Source organism: Streptomyces sp. NPDC001393 (assembly GCF_053597455.1).
On the sequence record NZ_JBSFIH010000009.1, the window covers coordinates 36,577 to 59,054 of the forward strand.

At 70.8% G+C, this 22,478-nt stretch carries 20 protein-coding genes and 1 pseudogene; 4 read left to right on the top strand and 17 right to left on the bottom strand.

Going from position 1 to position 22,478, the window contains the following annotated elements:
• Window positions 1-29: 29 nt before the first annotated feature.
• From ACWC2T_RS13120 to ACWC2T_RS13190, 15 genes and pseudogenes are all read right to left on the bottom strand, one after another.
• Window positions 30-1,415 (bottom strand): glycosyltransferase 87 family protein, encoded by a 1,386-nt coding sequence (locus tag ACWC2T_RS13120; RefSeq protein WP_450670446.1) that lies wholly within the window; start codon window positions 1,413-1,415, stop codon window positions 30-32.
• Window positions 1,412-2,815 carry a polyprenol phosphomannose-dependent alpha 1,6 mannosyltransferase MptB gene (mptB, locus tag ACWC2T_RS13125; protein ID WP_450670447.1) on the bottom strand — a complete coding sequence of 468 codons (1,404 nt, stop codon included), beginning with the start codon at window positions 2,813-2,815 and terminating at the stop codon, window positions 1,412-1,414. The genes ACWC2T_RS13120 and mptB overlap by 4 nt, the downstream gene beginning before the upstream one ends.
• A gap of 163 nt (window positions 2,816-2,978) precedes the next feature.
• Complete coding sequence (locus tag ACWC2T_RS13130; RefSeq protein WP_450670448.1) at window positions 2,979-3,917, bottom strand: glutaminase; 939 nt, start codon at window positions 3,915-3,917, stop codon at window positions 2,979-2,981.
• Window positions 3,918-3,981: 64 nt separating this feature from the next.
• Window positions 3,982-5,394 carry an aspartate ammonia-lyase gene (gene aspA, locus ACWC2T_RS13135; protein WP_450670449.1) on the bottom strand — a complete coding sequence of 471 codons (1,413 nt, stop codon included), beginning with the start codon at window positions 5,392-5,394 and terminating at the stop codon, window positions 3,982-3,984.
• Between the two features lie 138 nt (window positions 5,395-5,532).
• Window positions 5,533-6,549 carry an asparaginase gene (locus ACWC2T_RS13140; protein WP_450670450.1) on the bottom strand — a complete coding sequence of 339 codons (1,017 nt, stop codon included), beginning with the start codon at window positions 6,547-6,549 and terminating at the stop codon, window positions 5,533-5,535.
• A 40-nt stretch (window positions 6,550-6,589) separates the two neighbouring features.
• Complete coding sequence (locus tag ACWC2T_RS13145) at window positions 6,590-8,029, bottom strand: amino acid permease (RefSeq protein WP_450670451.1); 1,440 nt, start codon at window positions 8,027-8,029, stop codon at window positions 6,590-6,592.
• Window positions 8,026-8,706, bottom strand: coding sequence for a FadR/GntR family transcriptional regulator (locus ACWC2T_RS13150; protein ID WP_450670592.1), 681 nt, complete (start codon window positions 8,704-8,706; stop codon window positions 8,026-8,028). The genes ACWC2T_RS13145 and ACWC2T_RS13150 overlap by 4 nt, the downstream gene beginning before the upstream one ends.
• Before the next feature lie 171 nt (window positions 8,707-8,877).
• Window positions 8,878-9,714: an undecaprenyl-diphosphate phosphatase gene (locus ACWC2T_RS13155; protein WP_450670452.1), complete on the bottom strand. Its 837-nt coding sequence runs from the start codon at window positions 9,712-9,714 to the stop codon at window positions 8,878-8,880.
• Between the two features lie 75 nt (window positions 9,715-9,789).
• Complete coding sequence (gene crcB, locus ACWC2T_RS13160; RefSeq protein ID WP_450670453.1) at window positions 9,790-10,164, bottom strand: fluoride efflux transporter CrcB; 375 nt, start codon at window positions 10,162-10,164, stop codon at window positions 9,790-9,792.
• Window positions 10,161-10,541 (bottom strand): DUF190 domain-containing protein, encoded by a 381-nt coding sequence (locus tag ACWC2T_RS13165; protein WP_450670593.1) that lies wholly within the window; start codon window positions 10,539-10,541, stop codon window positions 10,161-10,163. The genes crcB (ACWC2T_RS13160) and ACWC2T_RS13165 overlap by 4 nt, the downstream gene beginning before the upstream one ends.
• Window positions 10,538-10,999 (bottom strand): fluoride efflux transporter CrcB, encoded by a 462-nt coding sequence (gene crcB, locus ACWC2T_RS13170; RefSeq protein WP_450670594.1) that lies wholly within the window; start codon window positions 10,997-10,999, stop codon window positions 10,538-10,540. Before crcB (ACWC2T_RS13170) ends, ACWC2T_RS13165 begins: the two co-directional genes overlap by 4 nt.
• 70 nt (window positions 11,000-11,069) lie before the next feature.
• Window positions 11,070-12,035 (bottom strand): annotated as a pseudogene (locus ACWC2T_RS13175) (SMP-30/gluconolactonase/LRE family protein); the annotation flags it as partial.
• A gap of 151 nt (window positions 12,036-12,186) precedes the next feature.
• Entirely contained in the window at window positions 12,187-12,474 is a 288-nt protein-coding gene (locus ACWC2T_RS13180; RefSeq protein WP_450670454.1) for an ArsR family transcriptional regulator, read from the bottom strand.
• A gap of 188 nt (window positions 12,475-12,662) precedes the next feature.
• Window positions 12,663-14,225 (bottom strand): glycosyl hydrolase 53 family protein, encoded by a 1,563-nt coding sequence (locus tag ACWC2T_RS13185; RefSeq protein WP_450670455.1) that lies wholly within the window; start codon window positions 14,223-14,225, stop codon window positions 12,663-12,665.
• Between the two features lie 108 nt (window positions 14,226-14,333).
• Window positions 14,334-16,355, bottom strand: coding sequence for a beta-galactosidase (locus ACWC2T_RS13190; RefSeq protein ID WP_450670456.1), 2,022 nt, complete (start codon window positions 16,353-16,355; stop codon window positions 14,334-14,336).
• A gap of 235 nt (window positions 16,356-16,590) precedes the next feature.
• Between ACWC2T_RS13190 and ACWC2T_RS13195 the strand changes: the two genes are divergently transcribed.
• The 4 genes from ACWC2T_RS13195 to ACWC2T_RS13210 are packed head-to-tail and all read left to right on the top strand — an operon-like array spanning window position 16,591 to window position 20,760.
• Window positions 16,591-17,907, top strand: coding sequence for an ABC transporter substrate-binding protein (locus tag ACWC2T_RS13195; protein WP_450670457.1), 1,317 nt, complete (start codon window positions 16,591-16,593; stop codon window positions 17,905-17,907).
• The gene (locus ACWC2T_RS13200) at window positions 17,904-18,830 is read left to right on the top strand and encodes a carbohydrate ABC transporter permease (protein ID WP_450670458.1); all 927 of its coding nucleotides are present in this window, start codon (window positions 17,904-17,906) and stop codon (window positions 18,828-18,830) included. Before ACWC2T_RS13195 ends, ACWC2T_RS13200 begins: the two co-directional genes overlap by 4 nt.
• The gene (locus tag ACWC2T_RS13205; RefSeq protein WP_450670459.1) at window positions 18,827-19,732 is read left to right on the top strand and encodes a carbohydrate ABC transporter permease; all 906 of its coding nucleotides are present in this window, start codon (window positions 18,827-18,829) and stop codon (window positions 19,730-19,732) included. The genes ACWC2T_RS13200 and ACWC2T_RS13205 overlap by 4 nt, the downstream gene beginning before the upstream one ends.
• Entirely contained in the window at window positions 19,729-20,760 is a 1,032-nt protein-coding gene (locus ACWC2T_RS13210; RefSeq protein ID WP_450670460.1) for a LacI family DNA-binding transcriptional regulator, read from the top strand. The genes ACWC2T_RS13205 and ACWC2T_RS13210 overlap by 4 nt, the downstream gene beginning before the upstream one ends.
• A gap of 91 nt (window positions 20,761-20,851) precedes the next feature.
• Here ACWC2T_RS13210 and ACWC2T_RS13215 read toward each other — a convergent pair whose 3' ends face one another.
• Together ACWC2T_RS13215 and ACWC2T_RS13220 are read right to left on the bottom strand one after the other, a co-directional pair.
• Window positions 20,852-21,535 (bottom strand): response regulator, encoded by a 684-nt coding sequence (locus ACWC2T_RS13215; protein ID WP_450670461.1) that lies wholly within the window; start codon window positions 21,533-21,535, stop codon window positions 20,852-20,854.
• A complete protein-coding gene (locus ACWC2T_RS13220; protein WP_450670462.1) occupies window positions 21,532-22,395 on the bottom strand; it encodes a sensor histidine kinase in 864 nt (287 codons plus the stop codon). Before ACWC2T_RS13220 ends, ACWC2T_RS13215 begins: the two co-directional genes overlap by 4 nt.
• Window positions 22,396-22,478: the final 83 nt, after the last annotated feature.

Here is a 22,478-nt window from a genome sequence, read left to right on the forward strand (position 1 = left end):
CGCACGCTGCTGGTGACCGTGATGAACCCTCAGCAGGGCGGCGGGCTGGCGGTGTACCAGGAGGCGCGCGAGCTGCTCGACTGGGGCTTCGCGGCGGCCGGCCGGGTGGATCCGGTCGGCTCGCTGGACGGGCTGCGCGTCAGGTCCCGGCCGGCGTCGAGGCCCGCGCCGGTGGCCGCGGCTGCCACGTCGCAGGCCAAGGACGACGACTCTCTCTGGGTGGACGTCGCCGTCGTCGTGGGGTGCTCGGGTCTCGCCGCGGGCGCCGCGGCGGTGGCGACACGGGGCAAGGGCAACCGGGCCCCGCGCGGCTGACCCGTCGGCAGGCCGAGCAGCAGGCCCAGCGTGATCCACGTGTAGGTGTTGCTGCCGAGGAAACCGCCGAGGCCGGAGGCGTCGTCGAACCACAGCCAGACCACGCTCGTGCACAGCACCGTGTACAGGGCGCCCGCGACCCGCGGATGCCCGGCGCGCAGCAGCACGGCGAACGAAGGCAGCAGCCACACCAGGTGGTGCACCCAGGTGATGGGGCTGACCAGGCAGGCCGCCGCCCCCGTGAGCGCGAAGGCCGCCGTCCAGTCACCGGCCCGCACCGCCCGGCGGGTCCGCCACGCCCAGACGCACAGGGTCAGCAGGACCGCCGTCGCCCACAGCGGGCGGCCCGTCTCACCGAGGCGGGCGAGCACGCCCTGGAGCGACTGGTTCGAGACGTAGCCGAGGCGGCCCACCCGGCTGGTGTCCCACAACGCCTCGGTCCAGTAGAAGCGGGAGGCCGCCGGGTCGGCCCAGGCGGCCAGTGCGGTCGCCGCGGCGGCCACGGCCGTCGCGAGGGCGGCCGCCCGACGGCGCCCGGCGAGCAGCAGCAGACCGATGAACAGGGCGGGCGTCAGCTTCACGGCGGCGGCGAGCCCGATCCCGGCACCCGCCCAGCGCTCCCGGCCGGTCGCCAGCAGCAGGCAGTCGCCGAGGACGAGCGCGAGCAGCACCAGGTTGACCTGGCCGAAGCTGAACGTGTCCCGCAGCGGCTCGAACAGCGCGAGCAGGCACAGGCACAGCGCCCAGCGGTACCAGCCGTGCCGCCGCCAGTCCGGGCCCGCCAGGATCCGCAGGATCACCGCCAGCGCGGCCAGGTTGACCAGCAGGGACGCCACGATCGCCTGGGTCCGGTCCAGCAAGGCCAGCGGCAGCATGGCGAGCGCCGCGAACGGCGGATAGGTGAAGCCGTACGTGGTGCCGGGCACCCGGTAGTCGTAGATCAGGCCGTCGTGGTGCGCCCAGGTGTGCACGGTGCCGTAGTAGACGCGCAGGTCGAAGAAGTCCCGCAGCAGCGGCACGGTGGCGGTGAAGACGGTGACGGCGGCCGCGAGGGCGAGCACCAGCAGCAGACGGCCCCTGGTCGTACGCGGCCCGCTCACGCCATGCGTCCCGGGGCCGGGGCCTGGGCCGCCTGGTGGGCCTGCCACAGCACGACCACGCCGAGCGCCCCGCCGGAGACGGCGAGCACCAGCTGTCCGAGGTCGGCGGGGCCGCCGCTGGGCAGGACGGCGAGGGCGAGGACGCCGGCCAGGGCCGCGACCCGGTGCCGTACCGAGGTGCTGGGCGCGGCGGCGGCGATGAGGAACAGGCCCCACAGCACGTACCAGGGGCGGATCGCCGGGCCGAACACGGCGACCGTCAGCAGGCTGAGCCCGAGGGCGTACACGGGTCTGAGGCGCAGCCGGAGCCATATCAGGGCCACGGCGACGGCGGTGGCGGCGAGGCCGAGCAGCTGCCAGGCCGGTACGGCCAGCGGGGCCAGGCTGCTGCCGAGGTGTTCCAGCAGGGCGCCGGTGGCGCGGCCGAGCAGGCTGGTCAGGGCCCAGTTGTGCGGCGAAACGGGGGTGGCCAGGGTTCCGATCCAGCCGTAGCCGGTGCCGGCGACGGCCGTGGCGGCGACCGTCGTCACGGCGGAGGTGGCCGCCGTGGTCAGGACGGCCGGCAGCGGGCGGCGGCCGGCCCGGACCTGGAGGGCCACGACCGCCGGCAGGCCGAGCGCGGCCGGCGCCTTGACCAGGGCGGCCAGGGTGACGAGGACGGCCCCGAGGACACCGCCGGCCGGCCGCTCCCCGCGCGCGGCGACCAGGCCGAGCCCCAGCAGGCCGAGCATCAGGGCGTCGTTGTGGGCACCCGCGACCAGGTGCAGCAGGACCAGCGGGTTGAGGGCGCCGAGCCAGAGGGCGGCGGCCGGGTCGGCGCCGCTGTGCCGGGCGAGGCGGGGCAGCGCCACCGCCATCAGGGCCACGCCGAGCAGGGCGACCAGGCGCATGCCGAGCAGGCCCGCGGGCAGCTGGCCGCGGGTCAGGCCGGTCAGCGCGGAGGCCAGGGCCATGAAGGCGGGGCCGTAGGGGGCGCCGGTGTGCTGCCACATCGGGGCGACCTCGTCGGCGAGCGGGCCGCCGAGCTGGGCCGGGCCGTGGGCGTAGACGTCGATGTGGGCGTCGACCATGGCGCCCTGCGCGAGATAGCTGTAGACGTCCCGGCTGAACAACGGCGGTGCGAGCAGCAGCGGTGCCGTCCACACGGCCAGCACCAGCAGCAGGGCGCGCGGGGTGGGCGGCCGGGGCCCGCGCACCAGACGGCCGAGCAGCACCCAGGCCGCGATCAGCAGGACGACACCGAAGTACACCCCGACCAGGCCGAGCGCCGCCTGCACCGAGGCGGGGGCCAGGAGGTCCTCGACGGGCAGGGCACCGGCCGTCTCACCGCCGAGCGCGAGAAAGGCGGTGCCGGCCAGCCCGAGCACCTGGCAGCGGCGGAGATCGACGGGAAATGCCATGGCCAACACTGGGTCAGCGTGTCAACGCCGGGTGGCCGGAAGACGACGCTCCACTCACGCGGGGGCGGCCTGCACGTGACCGGCGTGTGAGGAATGGTGACTTCAGCACGTCAGGAGCGTCCCCCTGCGCCTGTGGGGCCGAGGGACCGCACGCGATGGCCGCTCAGAACACCGACAGACCCGTCAGCGTCGTGAAGCGGTCCAAGGCCGCCACTCCCGCCACCGAGTTGCCGCGTTCGTCCAGGCCCGGACTCCACACGCACAGGGTGCAGCGGCCGGGGACGACCGCGATGATCCCGCCGCCGACCCCGCTCTTGCCCGGCAGGCCGACCCGGTAGGCGAAGTCCCCGGCCGCGTCGTACGTACCGCACGTGAGCATGACCGCGTTGACCTGCTTGGCCTGGCTGCGGGTGAGCAGCCGGCCGCCGTCGGCGCGGATGCCGTGCCGGGCGAGGAAACCGGTGGCGAGGGCCAGGTCGGCACAGGAGGCGGTGATGGAGCACTGCCGGAAGTACTGGTCGAGCAGGGTCGGCACGTCGTTGTCGATGTTGCCGTAGGAGGCCATGAAATGCGCGAGGGCGGCATTGCGGTCGCCGTGGGCGGTCTCGGAGGCGGCGACCTCCTTGTCGAAGTCCAGGGTGGCGTTGCCGCTCTCGGTGCGCAGGAAGGTCAGCAACTCCCCGGCCGCGTCTCCGGTGCGGGTCTGGAGGCGGTCGGTGACGACGAGGGCACCCGCGTTGATGAAAGGATTCCGCGGGATGCCGTTCTCGTACTCCAGCTGGACCAGGGAGTTGAAGGGGTTGCCGGAGGGCTCGCGGCCCACGTGCTCCCAGAGTTCGTCGCCCTCGCGGGCCAGGTCCAGGGCCAGGGTGAAGACCTTGGTGATGGACTGCGTGGAGAACGGCTCGCGCCACTCCCCCACCCCGTACACCGTGCCGTCCAGCTCGGCGACGGCCATGCCGAAGCGGCGGGGATCGCAGGCGGCGAGGGCCGGGATGTAGTCGGCGGCCCGGCCGCGGCCGGGGGTGCGCTCGATCTCCTCGGCGATGCGCTCCAGGACCGGCAGGAAGGTGAGGGACGACGTCGTTGTCATGATCACCATTGTGCCTCCGGACCGGCCCTGGAGCCTACTCGCGTACGAGCCGATATCTGCCCGTAACCGCAGGTCAGGCGGTAGGCGCGCCGCTGCCGGCGACGACCTCGGGGCGCAGCAGCTCAGCGAGCCGTTCGGCCGGCAGGAGGCCCCGCTCCAGGACGAGTTCGGCCACGCCCCGGCCGGTGACGAGCGCCTCCTTGGCGATCTCGGTGGCGGCCGTGTACCCGATGTGCGGGTTGAGGGCGGTGACCAGGCCGATGGAGTTCTCCACGGTGGCGCGCAGCCGCTCGGTGTTGGCGGTGATGCCGGACACGCAGCGGTCGGCCAGGGTGAGGCAGGCGCTCTGCAGGTGCGTGACGGACTCCGACAGGGAGTGCAGGATGATCGGCTCGAAGGCGTTGAGCTGGAGCTGTCCGGCCTCGGCGGCCATGGTGATGGCGACGTCGTTGCCGATCACCTCGAAGGCGACCTGGTTGACCACCTCGGGGATCACCGGGTTGACCTTGCCCGGCATGATGGACGAACCGGCCTGCACCGGCGGCAGGTTGATCTCCCCGAGGCCCGCACGCGGACCGGAGGACAGCAGCCGCAGGTCGTTGCAGCTCTTGGAGAGCTTGACCGCGATCCGCTTCAGCACACCGGACATCTGCACGAAGGCACCGCAGTCCTGGGTGGCCTCGACCAGGTTGGCGGCGGTGACCAGCGGCAGCCCGGTGATCTCGGACAGGTGCCGGCGGGCGGCCTCCGCGTATCCGGCGGGCGCGTTGAGCCCGGTGCCGATCGCCGTGGCACCCAGGTTGATCTCCTGGATCAACTCAACTGCCTCGGCAAGACGGCTGCGGTCCTCCTCGATCATGACGGCATAGGCCGAGAACTCCTGACCGAGCGTCATCGGCACGGCGTCCTGCAACTGGGTACGGCCCATCTTGAGCACGTCACGGAACTCGACGGCCTTGCGGGCGAAGGCGTCCTGCAGGACGGACATGGCCTTGAGCAGCCCACGGACCGCGAACACCGTCGCTATCTTGACGGCGGTCGGGTAGACGTCATTGGTCGACTGACCCAGGTTGACGTCCTCATTGGGGTGCAGATACGCGTACTCGCCCTTGGCGTGGCCGAGGAGTTCCAGTGCGCGGTTGGCCACGACCTCGTTGGCGTTCATGTTGGTGGAGGTGCCCGCGCCGCCCTGGATGACGTCGACGACGAACTGGTCGTGCAGCTTGCCCGCCCGGATCTCCTGGCAGGCGGCGACGATCGCACGCGCCTTCTCCGGCGCCAGCAGGCCGAGTTCCTCGTTGGCGAGGGCGGCGGCCTCCTTGACGGCGGCCAGGGCGTCGATCAGATGCGGATAGGCCGAGATCGGGGTGCCGGTGATGGGGAAGTTCTCCGTCGCGCGCAGGGTGTGCACACCCCAGTACGCGTCGGCGGGTACGTCGCGGTCGCCGAGCAGATCGTGTTCGCTGCGGGTGGTGGCGGCGGTCATGAGGGGTGGGTCCTCTTTCTGAGGTACGGGAGGTATCAGAGATGTCGAAGGGGCGCGGGGCTGTGTCGATACGCGGCTACCGTCGCGTGGGCGCGGTCAACTGTCCCGCAGATGTGGGACGGCCGATCCGGCGGAGCGCTACGCGCAGGCGGTGAACGGAACCGGATCCAGCGCACGCACGGCCCGCACGCACCCCACCGGCTCCCCGCCCCCGAGCAGCGGCTCCCCCGCAAACTCGGTGAGCAGCTCGGGGTCGACGCCCGCGCGCGCGAGCGCGGCCGCCGCCACCGGAATCCGCGCCCGATTCGCACCGTCGGCGATCTTGACGGCGATCGCCCGCCCATCGGGCAGGGCGGCAACCTGAACGCCCTCGAACCCGTCCTTGGCGAGCAGCCCGGGAACGGCCCTCATCAGCGCAGCGACATCGCGGCCGGCGCCGGAGGCCATCTCCGCGTGCGAGCGCATCGCGTCGGCGACCCGCGCCTCGGGCGTGCCGGGGGCGGCCGCGGTGATCCGGGACAGGGCGCGGGCGAGGCCGTGCAGGGAGATGGAGAACAGCGGTGCGCCGCAGCCGTCCACGGTGACCCGGGCGACCCGCTGGCCGGTCAGGTCCTCGACGATCTCCTGGATCGCCTGCTGGAGCGGGTGCTTCGGGTCGAGGTAGTCCTGAAGGGACCAGCCGTTGAGCTGGGCGGTCCACAGCATGGCTGCGTGCTTGCCGGAGCAGTTCTGGGCGAGCCGGGAGGGCGTGCGGCCCGCGCGCACCCAGGCGTCCCGGACGCCCGGGTCGAACGGCATGTCGGGCACGTTGCGCAGGTCGTCCTCGGTGAGCCCGGCGAGTTCGAGGATGCGCCGGGTGCCGGCGAGGTGGCGCTCCTCGCCGGAGTGGCTGGCGGCGGCCAGCGACAGCAGTGCGCCGTCGAGCGGCAGCCCGGCCCGCAGCATGGCCACGGCCTGGAGGGGCTTGACGGCCGAGCGCGGGTAGAACGCGGCCTCGATGTCGCCGAGCTGGAACTCCACCGTGCCGTCGGCGCCGAGGACGACGACGGAGCCGTAGTGGATGCCCTCGACGACTCCACCGCGGATGAGGTGGGCGACCGGGGCGTGAAGGGGTTCGCGGACGAGGGGTGCGTCGGCGGGAGAACTGCTGTACATCACTGCCTGCATCGATGAGTCGGGTCGGCCGGTACGCGGGTCACGCGTCGGCGCCGGTGGATGTGCGGGATATCCGGCCGCGGATGCCGTACCAGCCGGCGACCAGGATGGCGACGATCAGCGGCAGACAGAGCACGGTGGTGCGTCCGGCGCCGCCGTCGGCGTACATGAGGACCAGGACGGAGGCGAGGAACGCCAGGGTCACGACTTCGGTCCAGGGGGAGCCCGGGAGCCGGTACGACGGCCGGGACAGTTCGCCCTGCTGGGTCTTCCGCCAGAAGAGCAGGTGGCAGAGCATGATCATGCCCCAGGTCGCGAGGATGCCGATCGCCGCGAAGTTGAGGACGATCTCGAACGCGTCGGCGGGGACGACGTAGTTGAGGCCCACGCCGAGGACACAGATACCGCTGGTGAGCAGGATGCCGCCGTACGGAACCTGGCTGCGGCTCATCCGCGCGGTGAACTTCGGGGCCGACCCGCTCATGGCCATGGAGCGCAGGATGCGGCCGGTGGAGTACAGGCCGGAGTTCAGCGAGGACATGGCGGCGGTGAGCACGACCAGGTTCATCACGTCGCCGGCCGCGGGGATGCCGATGTGCGACAGGACCGTCACGAAGGGGCTCTCGCCTGCGCTGTAGCTGTTCCAGGGCATCAGCATGGACAGCAGGACGACCGAGCCGACGTAGAACAGGCCCACGCGCCACATGATCGAGTTGATCGCCTTCGGCATGATCTTCTCGGGGTTCTCGGTCTCCCCGGCGGCGACGCCGACCAGTTCGACGGAGGCGTAGGCGAAGACGACGCCCTGGATGATCAGCAGCATCGGCAGCAGGCCGTTGGGGAAGATGCCGCCGTTGCCGGTGATCAGCGACGGGCCGGGGTGGTGGCCGGCCACCGGGTGCTGGGTGACCAGCAGGAAGATGCCGATCGCCATGAAGACCACGAGCGCGCCGACCTTGACGATGGCGAACCAGAACTCCAGCTCACCGAATATCTTGACCGAGATCAGATTGACCGTCAGGACGACCGCAAGGGCGATCAATGCGATCAACCATTGAGGGATGTCGGAGAACATGCCCCAGTAGTGGGTGTAGGTGGCGACCGCGGTGATGTCGGCGATGCCGGTGGTCGCCCAGTTCAGGAAGTACATCCAGCCCGCGGTGTAGGCGCCCTTCTCGCCCAGGAACTCCCGGGCGTACGAGACGAAGGCGCCGGAGGACGGGCGGTACAGGACGAGTTCGCCGAGGGCGCGTACGACCATGAAGGCGAAGACGCCGCAGACGGCGTAGGCGATGAACAGGGACGGCCCGGCGTCGGCGAGCCGGCCGCCCGCGCCGAGGAAGAGGCCGGTGCCGATGGCTCCGCCGATGGCGATCATGTTGACGTGCCGGTGCTTCAGGCCTTTGCTGTAGCCGGCGTCTCCGGCGTCGACATGGCCGGACGAGGGGCGCGTCTCGTCTTTGAGGTGCTGCTCGCTCACGCCTCGGGTCCGCCTTCCGTGGGGAGGTCGTCCGTCCGCTGGGGACGCACGATGTCGGTGAGGGTCGTCTCGACGCGGTCGAGGTGGTGACTCATGGCCTCCACCGCGTCGTGTTCGGAACCGTCGATCAGCGCCTCGACGATGGCCCGGTGCTCGCGGTTGGACTGCTCGCGGCGGCCGCCCAGTTCGTTGAGGAAGGCCGACTGACGCGCCAGTGCGTCGCGGATCTCCTCGATGACCCGGCGGAACACCGGGTTCTGGGCCGCCTCGGCCACGGCGAGGTGGAAGAGGGTGTCCATCGCGACCCAGGCCGTGGTGTCCGTCTCCCGCTCCATGCGGTCGAGCAGGTGGGCCAGATGGTCCAGGTCCTCCGGGGTGCGGCGCACGGCCGCGTACCCGGCGACGGGGATCTCGATGTGCCGGCGCACCTCCAGCAGGTCGCTGGCCGCGTAGTCGCCGAACGTGGGGTCCTCGACGGCGTTCGCGACGACGAAGGTGCCCTTTCCGGTCCGGGAGACCGTGAGGCCCATCGTCTGCAGCGCGCGCAGCGCCTCGCGCAGCACGGGCCTGGACACCTCGAGGGTGCGGCACAGCTCGGCCTCGGAGGGGAGCTTGTCGCCTATGGCGTACTCGCCGCGTTCGATGGCGCCGCGGAGGTGGGCGAGCACCGCTTCCATGGCGCTGACGCGCCGCGGTGCCGGACCACCTGTCTGGCTGTCTGACAGGTTCACGGAGCGATCCTGCGGGTTGCGTGCCGGGGCTGTCAAGGCGTCCCGTAAACAAACATTCACGGGGTGCGGCGCCTGAATGCAGGCATCCGCACCCCGTGGGTGATCAGGACGGTTCGGTCAGGCGCTCAGCACGCCCGTGCCGAGCAGGCCGAGCAGGCCCAGGCCGATGACGATCCGGTAGATCACGAAGGCGTTGAAGGAGTGCTTGGCGACGAACTTCAGCAGCCAGGCGATGGAGGCGTAGGCGACGACGAAGGAGACGATCGTGCCGACGGCCAGCGGGGCGGCGCCCACGCCCGCGCCGAGGGCGTCCTTGAGCTCGTAGATGCCGGCGCCGGTCAGGGCCGGGATGCCGAGGAAGAACGACAGACGGGTGGCGGCGACGCGGTCCAGGTCGAGGATGAGCGCGGTGGACATGGTGGCGCCGGAGCGGGAGAAGCCCGGGAAGAGCAGCGCGAGGATCTGGGAGCAGCCGACCCACATGGCGTCCTTGAACGAGGTGTCGTCCTCACCGCGCTTGTGTCGGCCCATCTGGTCCGCGCACCACATCACGGCGGAGCCGACGATCAGGGAGCCGGCGACCACCCAGAGGGAGCCGAGCGCGCCGTCGATGAGCGGCTTGGCCGCCAGACCCACCAGGACGATCGGGATGGTGGCGGCGATCACCCACCATGCGAACTTGTAGTCGTGGTGGTAGCGCTCCTCGCGGTTGGTCAGACCGCGGAACCAGGCCGAGACGATCCGCTTGATGTCCTTGAAGAAGTACACGAGCACGGCGGCGATGGCACCGACCTGGATGACGGCGGAGAACCCGACGACGGACTTGTCGTCGACAGGGATGTGCATGAGCCCCTCGGTGATCTTGAGGTGACCGGTGGAGGACACCGGGAGGAACTCGGTCACCCCCTCGACGATGCCGAGGACGACGGCTTGACCGACGGAGATGGCGCTCATGGGATCCAGTTCTGAGGAGAGTTGGTCGACATTGTTGTAGTCAGTACTTGTTGCGCCCGGCGCTCTGGCAAACGCCTAGGCCCACACGGCGGCGGCGAGCGAACCCCCCGCGAAGGCCGCGGCGAGCCCCGCCACCAGGCTCGCCACGATGTTGAACGCGGCATACAGTCCGGAGCCGGCCTCGGCCAGCCGCAGGGTCTCGTAGGAGAAGGTCGAGTACGTGGTCAGGGCGCCGCACAGCCCGGTGCCCAGGAAAAGCTGCAGATGAGGTCCGGCGGCCCCGGCGGAAGCCGCGCCGGTGAGCAGCCCGAGGACCAGACAGCCGGTGACGTTCACCACGAAGGTGCCCCAGGGGAAGACCGAGTCGTGACGGGCCTGTACGGCACGGTCGGTCAGATAGCGCAATGGCGCACCGACCACGGCTCCCGCGATCACGAGCAGCCAGTTCACGACGACTTGCCACCCTTCGGATCCGTGTCGGCCTCGCCGCCCGCACGCCCCACGTACCGGACGACCTCGCACTCCTCCAGGGTCACGAGCCCTTCGCCGACGAGTTCGTCGAGTTGCGGCAGGAACGCCCGTACCCGCTCCTCGGTGTCCACGACGACCACCGCCACGGGCAGGTCCTCGCTCAGGGACAGCAGGCGGGAGGTGTGGATGCGGGAGGAGGCGCCGAATCCCTCGATGCCCCGGAAGACGCTCGCCCCGGCGAGTCCCGCCGCGTGCGCACGGTGCACGATCTCGGAGTAGAGGGGCCTGTGGTGCCAGGTGTCGTCCTCGCCGATGTAGACGGTCAGTCTGAGGGCCCGGCCCGTGAGTGACGTCATCGCTTCCTCCCGATCAGCACCCGGCGGGCGGCGGCCGAGGCGAGCCACACCGCGGCGAGGGCCGCGCACAGCGTCGCGGCGAGATAGGCGAGCCCGAGGCCCGGGCGGCCCGCGTCGACCAGCCTGCGGATGTCGACGGCATAGGTGGAGAAGGTCGTGAAGCCGCCGAGCACACCGGTGCCGAAGAAGGGGCGTACCAGGCGGTGGGCGGCCCAGACGTCGGTGATGAGCACCATGAAGACACCGATCACCGCGCAGCCGATGACGTTGGTGATGAAGGTCGCCCAGGGGAATCCGCCGGGTGGCGTGGGCCAGGCGAGGGCGAGGCCGTAGCGGGCGCACGCGCCCAGCGCGCCGCCGAGGGCGACCACCGCGACGACGGGTGTCTGGGCACGCCACTCGGACCGCCGCCGTGGGGTGGAGCGGACACGGAGGCTCTGGGCTTCCGGGGCTGTCATGCTGGTGCGTCTCCTGTTCGGCCTGCCCCGACGGGTGATCGCGGCCGCGCACCAGCGTACCGTCGTGCCAGCGGGCCACGGTCCGTGCGCAGACCGCGACACCGTGCTCCCACAGACTGCCCAGGACGAGGTGTTCCCCGCTCGCACAGACGCTGGTGACCATGCGGAAGCCGGAGCGACGGCGGGTGAGGTGCCGCACGGTCCGTCCCGTGTCGTCGAGGGCCATGACCCCGCTCGTCCCGCTCGGGCGGTACGGCGCGTGTACGGCGGCCCGCGCGGCGGCTGCGCGCACGGCGGGCGGGGTGCGGTGCAGGAGGTCCAGCGGCGGAACCCGGGGACTGGGGAGGGCGACCCAGAGCGGGCCGTCGGGACCCTCGCGCCAGAGGTTGTCCGGCATCCCGGGCAGTGCGGCGAAGAGGTCGGCGTGGCCGGCGCGCGGACCGGTGAGGTGGTAACGGGTGAGGCGGCAGGCGCCGGTCTCGGCGATCACCAGGAAGGATCCGTCGGCGCCGGCCGCCAGGCCATTGGCGAACTGCAGCCCGTCCAGCAGGACTTCGGGCTCGCCACCGGCGGGCGGAAGGCGCAGCAGCCATCCTGTGCCGGTGTGTTCGACGATGTCGCCGATCCACTGCTCCAGTGGATAGCGCCGGCTGGAGACGGTGAAGTACACGCTGCCGTCCGGCAGGGCGACGACGTTGCTGCAGAAGCGGAGCCGCTCCCCCGCCACCGAGTCCGCGAGCACGCGGACGGTGCCTTCGGCGCCCGCGACGGGATCGACGCGCAGCAGGCCGCGTTGCGCGTCGCACACCAGCAGGCCGCCGTCCGGCAGCGGTTCGAGGCCCAGCGGACGGCCACCGGTCTCGGCCAGCACCTCCACACGGGCCGTGCGCGGGTCGCCGAGGTCGTGGACACACAGGATCCTGCCGTCCGCCACGCCGGTCAGCACGCGCCCGTGCGCGTCCACCACCACGTCCTCGGGACCGCGGGTGCCGAGGGAGACGTAGTGCAGCGGAACGAGTGCCGTGGGTCGGTCCATGCGCGTGCCCTTCGCGGTCGGCCGGCCCGTCCTGCGGCCGGCTGTACGGTGGCCGGGCTGGCTCCGGTCGCCCGGTGCGACCGGCGGCCCTCGTCTCGCTCGGCGGGCCGGCGACCCGTCACCGGCCCACCGCTCCCCCTGTGTCGTCCCCTCACCAGCCCTTCTCGAAAACGCGGGCCACCTCGGCGATGCGGATCTCGTCGCGCCGGTAGCAGGTGCCCCAGCAGCTGCGGCGGGTGCGCAGCAGGCCGAGCCGGGTGAGAAAGTCCAGGTGGGCTTCGGCGGTCCGGCGGGGCACGCCCAGCTTGGCGGCCACGGCACGCGCGGTGACTCCCGTCTCGGCGAGGTCACGGCGACGGGGCGCCGGGAAGTGGGCCGCAGGGTCCTTGAGCCATTCCAGAATCGACTGCCGCATCCGGCCCGAGGGTGTTCCCATCATCGTGCGCCTCCGTCCCCGACCTCCTCGTACGCAGTGTTCCCACTGTCCCGCGGCCGACTCCGTCGCGTCCGGGACTCGGCGGTCGTTGTCCGGTACCGAACGGCCGTGCGACCGAGGCGGGGGCATATGACCCCGGAAAATCGGCGAAGGCCCGGCCGCCCCTTACGGCCGGGCCCGTCACCGGTGGTTCAGCGGTGGCTGAACCACGTCATGGAGGAGAGCGCCTTGTCGTCGTAGCCGAACAGGGCCTGGTTCTCCCAGCCGTTGCCGGAGGTGGCGTCGGTCGGGTCCCAGCCGTTGCCGGAGACGGCGGTCCAGGTCGCCTCCCAGTAGAAGACGCCGAGGCCGCGGCCGTTCGGGACGGCCTCCACGATGCTCGCCACGTCGTTCATCCAATTGGTCTGCCCGGCCACGGTCGCCGGGTAGCCGCTCACCAGCTCGCTGCTGGTGTCGATCTGGTTCTCCAGGGAGTCGTCCTGCGCCAGGGTGAACGGGTAGGCCGTCTCGGCGACGAACACCGGCTTGCCGTAACGGGAGGCCGCGTCGTCCAGGGTGGTCTGGAAGTCGGAGAGCGGACCGTGCCAGTAGCCGTAGTACGACAGGCCGATCGCGTCGAACTTCACGCCGTTGGCAACCGCGTTGTCGAACCACCACTCCGTGCCGGCTTTGTCCCCGCCCTTGGCCAGGTGCAGTGCGACGACCGTGGAGGAGCTGACCGCCTTGGCGGCGTTGTAGCCCGAGTTGAGCAGACCCGCCAGCTGGCTCCAGTTGTCCGTCGAGCCCTCGGACCACAGGATGCCGGCGTTGATCTCGTTGCCGATCTGGACCATGTCGGCGGTGGTGCCTTGTGCCTTCAAGGCGTTCAACACGTCGTACGTGTGGTTGTACACGTCCGTCTTGAGTTGACTGTATGCATGGCCCGTCCATGCGGCCGGCTTGGTCTGCGCCCCGGGGTCGGCCCAAGTGTCCGAGTAGTGGAAGTCCACCAGCAGCTTCATGCCCTGGGCCTTGATGCGCTTGGCCATCGCGAGGACGTGCGTCTTGTCGTTGAAGCCGTCGGCAGGGTTCACCCAGACCTTCAGGCGGGCGTAGTTCATGCCGTACGACTTCAGGATGGCGAGGGCGTCGCCGGTGGTGCCGGAGGCGGTCTTGTAGACACCGCCCTTGGCCTCGCTCTTGGCGAGGGACGAGATGTCGGCACCATGGATGGATGTACCAGTGGTGCCGGAAGTGAAGCTCAGATCGTCAACATTGATCCAGTTGCCGGCGTTCGCGTCACTGTTGATGCTGATGGTGCACTGGTTGTTGGTCACCTTGATCGGCGTGACGATACGGATCCACCCACTGGACGAGATGGGCAGATCGGTGCGCTGCTCCGTACTCCCGCAATTCTTGAGCGCTATGTACGCGGAGTTCTGCCCACCACTGGAGCGGACCCAGGCGGTCAACGTGTAGTCCCCGTTGGTCAGCCCCGACAGGTACTGGTACGTCTCGACCTTGTAGGCCGAGGACGCGTACTGGGTCAGGCGGTAACTCCCGCTGTGACCGCCGGCCTCGGTGTACGAGGCGCCGGTGTCGCCGTACTCGGACCAGCCGGCGGGCGTGGCCACCCCCGAACCGTCGGCCTCGAAGCCGCCGTTGGTGAGGGTGCTCGCGGCGTGCGCGGCCTGCGCGGGCAGGAAGGTGAGGGCGAGCCCGGCCGTGAGCGGCAGCAGCAGGACCCTGATGGTGCGTCTGGGATGGAACTTCATCGTCCGTCGTCCCTTCGACGTGAACGGGGAGGGGGTCCTCCGGTGGGGCCGGAGGAGAACCCCTCCGCCCACGGCTCTCGTGGCACACGCGGGCGGAGGGGAACCGGCTCAGCCGTCGAGTCGTACGACCCGGACGGCCCCCGCCGGGACCGCGAGACGGCCCGCGGCGCGTTCGCCCGTCAGCAGCTCGGTGCCGGGCGTGTCCAGCGGCACCTTGGTGTCGCCGGCGGTGTGGTTGATCGCGAAGAGGTAGGTCCCGGACTCGCCGCTGCGGCGGACGACTTCGACGTCGCGGGGCAGCTCCGTGCGCGGGGCGATCCGGGCGTCGTCGGCCGCGCGGCCGACGAGCGCGTCCAGGCCGTGGGCGTGGAGGCGGGTGGAGACGTACCACGCCGTACCCCGGCCGTACCGGTGCCGGGTGACGGCCGGGCGGCCCGCGGTGAGACCGTCGGCGTAGGTCCACACGGTCTCCGCGCCGCGCGGCACCACGAACTCCGTCCAGACGTCCCCGCCCAGCTGCGAGCCGTCGGGGCCGGACAGGCGCACCCGCTCGTCCTTCAGCAGGGGGGAGAACTCCTCCACCGTCAGGCCGAGCACGTCGCGCAGCGCGCCCGGGTAGCCGCCCTCGTGCACGGCGTCGTGCTCGTCGACGATGCCGGAGAAGTACGAGACCAGGAGCGTGCCGCCGTTCTCGACGTACTCCCCGAGGTTGTTCCCAGCCGCCTCCGTCATCAGGTAAAGGGCCGGTACGACGACAAGGGGATAGGCCGACAAGTCGGCTTCCGGGTGGGCGAAGTCGACCGTGAGGTGGCGGTCGTAGAGGGCTTCGTAGAAGGCGTCGGCGCGTTCGCGCGGGTCGTGGTCCTCGCTGGGGCGCCAGGCGAGGTTCTGCGCCCACCAGGACTGCCAGTCCCACAGCATGGCCACGTCGGCCTCGGTGCGGGTGCCCCGGAGGGTGCTCAACGAGTCGGTGGCCGCGCCGAGTTCGACCACCTCGCGCCACACGCGGGTCTCGGTGCCGCCGTGCGGCAGCATCGCCGAATGGAACTTCTCGGCGCCGCGCCGGGACTGGCGCCACTGGAAGAACATGGCGCCGTCGGAGCCGCGGGCCACGTGCGCCAGGGAGTTGCGGGCCATCTGGCCGGGGGCCTTGGCGGGGTTCCGGGGCTGCCAGTTCACGCCCGAGGTGGAGTGTTCGAGGAGCAGCCAGGGGGCGCCGCCGGCGACCGAGCGGGTGAGGTCCGCCGCCATCGCGAGATTGACGTGAGTGCGGCGGCCGTCGGTGATCAGGTAGTGGTCGTTGGTGACCAGGTCGACCTCGCGGCCCCAGGCCCAGTAGTCCATTGAGTCGCACTGGCTGAGGGCGGTCATGAAGTTGGTGGTCACCGGGACGCCGGGCGAGAGGCGGTGCAGGATGTCGCGCTCGGCGCGGAAGTTCTCGCGGATGGTGGCGTCGGCGAAGCGCCGGTAGTCCAGGGCCTGGCCCGGGTTGCCGACGGTCGGGGTGGCCCGGGGCGGGTTGATCTGTTCGAAGCTCGTGTAGCGCTGGCCCCAGAACGCCGTCCCCCAGGCCTCGTTGACCGCGTCCACGGTGCCGTGGGTCTGCGCGAGCCAGCGGCGGAAGTGGGCGGCGCAGGACTCGCAGTAGCAGGCCGAGACCGGGACGCCGTACTCGTTGTGCACGTGCCACAGCGCGAGCGCCGGGTGGTCACCGTAGCGCTCGGCGAGCCTGGTGGTGATGCCGGCGGCGGCCGCGCGGTAGTCGGCGTTGCTGTGGCAGATCGCGCCGCGCGAGCCGAACTCGTAGCGCAGGCCCTCGGCGGTGACCGGCAGCGCGTCGGGGTGGGCTCGGTAGAACCAGGCGGGCGGTGCGACGGTGGGCGTGCCGAGGTCGACGCGGATGCCGTTCTCGTGCAGCAGGCCGAGGACGCGGTCCAGCCAGCCGAAGTCGTACGTCCCGGGTGAGGGTTCCAGCAGGGCCCAGGAGAAGATCCCGACGCTCACCATCGTGACGCCGGCCTCCCGCATCAGCCGGACGTCCTCCTGCCAGACGCTTTCCGGCCACTGCTCGGGGTTGTAGTCCCCACCGAAGGCGAGCCTGGTGAGGCCCCTGGGGCTGGTGTCCGGCATGGATGTCTCCCGTTTAATCGATCATTTGGGAACGTGCACACACAGCGGCGGCAGTGCGAGCCCAACATAACCGCACAGCAACAACCATTGACAAGTGTCCGGGATGTTTCTCTACTGTGAACGCTCACAGAAGCATGGCAGGGCTCCCGGCCGGCGAGCGCCCGGGTCATGTGAACGTGCACATCAGCACGGCAGGTCCCCGCAGCGGGCGGGGACCCAGGTCAGGGGAGAAACCATGCCGCACACGAAGCGTCGTCGCCTCGTGACAACCGCCCTCGCCGTCGCGCTCGGCGCGACCGCCCTCGCCGCCTGCGGCTCCGGGGACGACAGCAAGTCCGAGTCCGGTCCGGTCTCGCTGACGTACTGGACCTGGACGCCCGGCATGGACAAGGTCGTCGACCTGTGGAACAAGGGGCCGGGGAAGAAGGACCGGATCACCGTCACGGTGAAGAAGCAGGCGTCCGGCGACACGCTGGTCACCAAGATCCTCACCGCCCACAAGGCGAAGAAGGCCCCGGACCTGGTGCAGGCCGAGTACCAGGCGCTGCCGACGCTGGTCAGCAATGACGCGCTGGCCGACATATCCAAGAAAGTCGGCGACGTGAAGGGCAAGTTCGCCGACGGCGTCTGGCAGCAGACCACGCTCGGCACGGACGCGGTCTACGCGATCCCGCAGGACATCGGCCCGATGATGTTCTACTACCGCACGGACCTGTTCCAGAAGTACGGCCTGAAGGTCCCCACCACCTGGGACGAGTTCGCCCAGGTCGCCCGGCAGCTGAAGAAGAAGGCGCCGGACAAGTACCTCACCACTTTCTCCGCCAACGACTCCGGTCTCTTCGCGGGCCTCGCCCAGCAGGCCGGCGCCAAGTGGTGGACCACCTCCGGCGACAAGTGGAAGGTGGCCATCAACGACGCGGCCACCCAGAAGGTCGCCAGGTTCTGGGGCGGGCTCGTCAAGGAAGGCGTCATCGACAACCAGCCCATGTACCAGCCGGCCTGGAACAAGGCGCTCGACACGGGCCAGGAGATCGCCTGGGTCAGCGCGGTGTGGGCGCCGGGCACCCTGACCACGGCCGCGCCGGACACCAAGGGCAAGTGGTCCATGGCCCCGCTCCCCCAGTGGTCGCAGGGCAAGGACGTGACCGGCAGCTGGGGCGGCTCCTCCACGGCCGTCACCACCGACTCCGCACACAAGGAGGCCGCCGCCAAGTTCGCGGCCTGGCTGAACACCGACCACGACGCCCTGAACGCGCTGGCGAAGGACGGCGGGATCTACCCGGCCTCCACCTCCGCCCAGCTCAGCGGCGCCTTCACCACCCCGCCGGCGTTCTTCTCCAACCAGGCCGACTTCTACACGAAGGCCGCCGACATCGCGAAGACCACGGCGCCCTCCGCCTGGGGCCCGAACGTGAACGTCGCCTACGCGACCTTCAACGACGCGTTCGGCGCCGCCGCCAAGAACAAGTCGGACTTCGTCGCCGCCCTGAACACGATGCAGGACGCCACGGTCGCCGACATGAAGAAGCAGGGCTTCGGGGTCTCTCAGTGAGCGGCACCGCAGGCCGGAAGTCGTACGGGGTCAAGGGGGCCCCGTATGCCTTCCTCCTTCCGGCAACGATCCTCTTCACCCTCTTCTTCGCGCTGCCCATCGGGTACGCGCTCTGGCTCAGCTTCCGCAAGGTGCACGTCTCCGGCCTCGGCCTGGGATCCGGGGCTCGTCACGAAGTGTGGGCCGGCTTCGAGAACTACACCGACGCCTTCCACGACAGCGAACTGCTGCACGGCGCGCTGCGCGTGCTCGGTTACGGCTGCATCGTCGTCCCGGTCATGCTCGGACTCGCCCTGCTGTTCGCGCTGATGCTGGACTCCGAGAAGGTGCGGCTCGCGCCCTTCACCCGGCTCGCGATCTTCCTACCGTACGCCATCCCCGGTGTGGTGGCCGCGCTGATGTGGGGCTTTCTGTACCTGCCGTCCGTCAGCCCGTTCTACTACGTGCTGGGCAAGCTGCACCTGCCGCAGCCGAACCTGCTGGACGGCGGCCCGCTCTACATCGCCCTGTCGAACATCGCGGTCTGGGGCGGCACCGGCTTCAACATGATCGTCATCTACACCTCGCTGAGGGCGATCCCGGCCGAGGTGTACGAGGCGGCGAGGCTGGACGGCGCCACCCCGCTGCAGATCGCGCTGAAGATCAAGATTCCGATGGTGGCGCCCTCGCTGGTGCTGACCTTCTTCTTCTCGATCATCGCGACGCTGCAGGTGTTCAACGAGCCGACCACCCTCCATCCGCTGACCAACTCCGTGAACCTGAGCTGGAGTCCGCTGATGAAGGTGTACCAGGACGCCTTCCACCGCAACGACATCTACTCGGCGGCGGCCGAGGCGACGCTGATCGCGCTGGCCACGCTGGTGCTGTCCTTCGGCTTCCTGCAGGCCTCGAACCGGCGCAACAAGCAGGAGGAAGCACGATGAGTTCTCTTGCCATCCGCAAGGCCGCGCCGGCCGCCGGCACCACACCCGGTACGGCGCAGGGCCCGCCGCTGCGCCGCCGGATCGCCCTGGTCCCGACGGTCACCCTGCTGATCGGCGCGGTCTACATGCTGCTCCCGGTGGCCTGGGTGCTGATCGCGTCCACCAAGTCCGGCCACGAGCTGTTCTCCACCTTCACCTTCCTGCCCGGCACCGGGTTCACCCAGAACATCAAGGACCTCAACGCCTACCGCGACGGCATCTACTGGCAGTGGATGGGCAACTCCGCGCTGTACGCCGGTCTCGGCGCGCTGCTGTCGACCGCCGTCTCGGCGTTCAGCGGCTACGCGCTCGCGACGTACCGCTTCAGGACCCGCGAGACGATCTTCAACGTCCTGCTCGCGGGTGTCCTGATGCCGCCGGTGATCCTCGCCATCCCGCAGTACCTGCTGCTGGCGAAGGCGAACATGACGGACTCCTACCTGTCCGTGCTGCTGCCGCAGATCCTCTCCCCGTACGGCGTCTACCTCGCCCGGATCTACGCGTCCGCCGCCGTCCCCGCCGACGTGGTGGAGGCCGGGCGGATGGACGGGGCGAGCGAATGGCGGATCTTCACCCGGATCGCGCTGCCGATGATGATCCCCGGCATGGTCACGGTGTTGCTGTTCCAGTTCGTCGCGATCTGGAACAACTTCCTGCTGCCGTACATCATGCTCAGTGACGACGAGAAGTTCCCGCTCACACTGGGTCTGTACACACTGCTGGAACAGGGCTCCAACACCCCGGCGCTGTACACGCTGGTGATCACGGGTGCGTTCCTGGCGGTCCTGCCGCTGGTCGCGCTGTTCCTGGTGATTCAGCGGTTCTGGAGCCTGGATCTGCTGTCCGGGGCCGTAAAGTCATGACCATGGGCAATTCGGGGGGCCGGCGCAAACCGCCGACGATCCACGACGTGGCGCGCGAGGCAGGCGTCTCGCGCGGCACCGTCTCGCGTGTGCTCAACGGCGGGCACTATGTCAGTCCCGCCGCGGCCGAGGCGGTCAATGCCGCCATCCGGAAGACCGGCTACGTCGTGAACCGGCACGCCCGCTCACTGATCACCGGACGCTCCGACTCGGTCGGCTTCCTGCTGACCGAGCCACAGGAGCGGTTCTTCGAGGACCCCAACTTCAACGTCCTGCTGCGCGGTTGCACCCAGGCGCTGGCCGGGCACGACATCCCGCTGCTGCTGATGCTGGCCGGCACGGAGGACGAGCGGCGCCGGATAACCCGGTACATCACCGCCGGGCACGTCGACGGGGTACTGCTGGTCTCCAGCCACTCCGGCGACCCGGTCGCCGAGGAGCTGCGGGAGGCGGGCGTGCCGCTCGTCGCCTGCGGCAAGCCGATCGGTCTCGGCTCCAAGGTGAGTTACGTGGCCGCGGACGACCGGGACGGAGCCCGGGACATGGTCCGGCATCTGCTGTCGCTGGGCCGCCGCCGGATCGGCGTGGTCACCGGCCCGCTGGACACCCCCGGTGGTGTGGAGCGGCTCGCCGGGTACAAGGAGGTGCTGGCCGAGGCGGGCATCGGGGTCGACGAGAGCCTGATCGTCTCCGGCGACTACAGCCGGGCGAGCGGCGAGGCGGGCGCGGAGCGGCTGCTGGCGCAGGCCCCGGACATGGACGCGGTGTTCGTCGCCTCCGACCTGATGGCGCAGGGCGTGCTGGCGGCGCTGCACCGGGCGGGCAAGGGGGTGCCGGATGACATCGCTGTCGGCGGGTTCGACGACTCGCCGGCGGCTACGGCCGCGACGCCCGAGCTCACCACGATCCGGCAGCCGTGGGACCGGATCAGCAACGAGATGGTGCGGGTGCTGCTCGCGCAGATCGCCGGGGAGGACACGGCCGCGGTGATTCTGCCCACGGAGCTGGTGCGGCGCGCTTCCGCATGAGCCGAGGCGCCTACTGGGATGCCGCGCTGTGCCGTCGAGCGTCTGCGGCCCCGTTGTGGCTGGTCGCGCAGTTCCCCGCGCCCCTTGGGCGCTACCGCGCCCCGGGGCGTACCAGCCCCGTCTCGTAAGCGACGATCACCGCTTGGGCTCGATCGCGCAGGCCCAGCTTGGCGAAGATCCGGGCCACGTGGGACTTGATCGTGGCCTCGCTCAGGGTCAGCTCGGCGGCCAGTTCGGTGTTGGACAGGCCACGGCCCAGCAGGGTCAGGACCTCCCGTTCGCGGGGTGTGAGCGCGGTCAGGTCGGCGGGTACGGCCTCGGGTGTCCGCTCGGCCTCGGCCGCGTACCGCTCCACCAGGCGCCGGGTGATCTGTGGTGCGAGCAGGGCATCGCCGGTGCCGACGAGTCGTACGGCCGCAGCCAGGTGTTCCGGGGTGACGTCCTTGAGCAGGAAGCCGCTGGCCCCGATGGCGAGGGCCTCGTACACATACCGGTCCAGGTCGAACGTGGTCAGCATGAGCACCCGGCAGTCGGGGGTCTGCGCCAGGATGCGGCGGGTGGCCTCCAGGCCGTCCATGGCCGGCATGCGGATGTCCATGAGGACCACGTCCGGGCGCAGTTGACGTGTCGCGGACACCGCCTCGGCGCCGTCGGCGGCCTCGCCGACCACCTCGATGCCGCGGGCGGTGAGGATCAGCCGGAAGCCGGTGCGGATCAGCGTCTGGTCGTCGGCGATCAGGACGCGGGGCGCCCGCTCGGGCGCGTCCGCCGTCATGGGCGGTCCAGGGGTATGCGGGCGCGGACGCGATAGCCGCCGCCGAGTCTGCGGCGGGCGTCCAGGTCACCGCCGTAGACGGCGACCCGCTCGCGCAGGCCGATCAGGCCTCGGCCGGTGCCGGCGGCCCGCGGTCTCGGGGTGGCCGGGGCGGTGCCGGTCAGCACGCTGGGGCCGGTGTTGAGGACCTCCACGCGCAGGGCGTGGTCCGCGTACCGCACAGTCACCTCCGCCTGGCCGCCGTCGCCGTGCCGGAGCGCATTGGTCAGGGCCTCCTGGATGATTCGGTAGGCGGTCACGTCGATGCCTTGTGGCAGCGGGCGCGGCTCGCCGGAGATGCGGACCTCGACCGGGAGCCCGGCGAAGGATATCCGGTCCACGAGCGGGCCGAGCCGGTCGAGGCCGGGCTGCGGGGCGAGGGGTGTGCCCATCTCGTCTGCGCCCGCGTCGGCGCCCGGTCGCGGGTCGGGGGCGCCGTCGGTGCCGTCCTGTGCGGGGGCCAGCAGTCCCAGCAGATGTCTGAGGTCGGTCATCGCGCCCCGGCCGGCGTCCTCGACGGCCCTGAGGGCCGTGGCCGCCTCGTCCGGCATGGTGCCCAGCACCTCGCGGGCGGCGCTCGCCTGGACGACCATGAGGCTGACGTTGTGGCTGACTATGTCGTGCAACTCGCGGGCGATCCGGTCCCGTTCGGCCGTGATGGCGGCCTCCGTGGCGCTCTCCCGCTCGCGCTCCAGCAGCCAGCCGCGCTCCCCGACCGCCGCCTGCCAGCGGCGCCGGGTGCGCACCAGCGCGGCCGTCAGCCCGAGAACGGCCGCGCACGCCACCGCGAGCGCCGCCGTCAGCATGTCGTACTCCCCCATGCCGTTCATGGTCGCAGACGGCACTGACATCCGCATCGACCTGGGGATTCAGCGGTCTGCATCCGGAGGATGAGTCCGGGGGC

Excerpts from the sequence above, each read along its gene's own strand:
- mptB (WP_450670447.1), bottom strand. The coding sequence starts at position 2,815 with ATGGCATTTCCCGTCGATCTCCGCCGCTGCCAGGTGCTCGGGCTGGCC.
- ACWC2T_RS13130 (WP_450670448.1), bottom strand. The coding sequence starts at position 3,917 with ATGGTGATCATGACAACGACGTCGTCCCTCACCTTCCTGCCGGTCCTG.
- aspA (WP_450670449.1), bottom strand. The coding sequence starts at position 5,394 with ATGACCGCCGCCACCACCCGCAGCGAACACGATCTGCTCGGCGACCGC.
- ACWC2T_RS13140 (WP_450670450.1), bottom strand. The coding sequence starts at position 6,549 with ATGTACAGCAGTTCTCCCGCCGACGCACCCCTCGTCCGCGAACCCCTT.
- ACWC2T_RS13150 (WP_450670592.1), bottom strand. The coding sequence starts at position 8,706 with ATGGAAGCGGTGCTCGCCCACCTCCGCGGCGCCATCGAACGCGGCGAG.
- ACWC2T_RS13155 (WP_450670452.1), bottom strand. The coding sequence starts at position 9,714 with ATGAGCGCCATCTCCGTCGGTCAAGCCGTCGTCCTCGGCATCGTCGAG.
- ACWC2T_RS13165 (WP_450670593.1), bottom strand. The coding sequence starts at position 10,541 with ATGACGTCACTCACGGGCCGGGCCCTCAGACTGACCGTCTACATCGGC.
- crcB (WP_450670594.1), bottom strand. The coding sequence starts at position 10,999 with ATGACAGCCCCGGAAGCCCAGAGCCTCCGTGTCCGCTCCACCCCACGG.
- ACWC2T_RS13180 (WP_450670454.1), bottom strand. The coding sequence starts at position 12,474 with ATGATGGGAACACCCTCGGGCCGGATGCGGCAGTCGATTCTGGAATGG.
- ACWC2T_RS13185 (WP_450670455.1), bottom strand. The coding sequence starts at position 14,225 with ATGAAGTTCCATCCCAGACGCACCATCAGGGTCCTGCTGCTGCCGCTC.
- ACWC2T_RS13190 (WP_450670456.1), bottom strand. The coding sequence starts at position 16,355 with ATGCCGGACACCAGCCCCAGGGGCCTCACCAGGCTCGCCTTCGGTGGG.
- ACWC2T_RS13195 (WP_450670457.1), top strand. The coding sequence starts at position 16,591 with ATGCCGCACACGAAGCGTCGTCGCCTCGTGACAACCGCCCTCGCCGTC.
- ACWC2T_RS13205 (WP_450670459.1), top strand. The coding sequence starts at position 18,827 with ATGAGTTCTCTTGCCATCCGCAAGGCCGCGCCGGCCGCCGGCACCACA.
- ACWC2T_RS13210 (WP_450670460.1), top strand. The coding sequence starts at position 19,729 with ATGACCATGGGCAATTCGGGGGGCCGGCGCAAACCGCCGACGATCCAC.
- ACWC2T_RS13215 (WP_450670461.1), bottom strand. The coding sequence starts at position 21,535 with ATGACGGCGGACGCGCCCGAGCGGGCGCCCCGCGTCCTGATCGCCGAC.
- ACWC2T_RS13220 (WP_450670462.1), bottom strand. The coding sequence starts at position 22,395 with ATGGGGGAGTACGACATGCTGACGGCGGCGCTCGCGGTGGCGTGCGCG.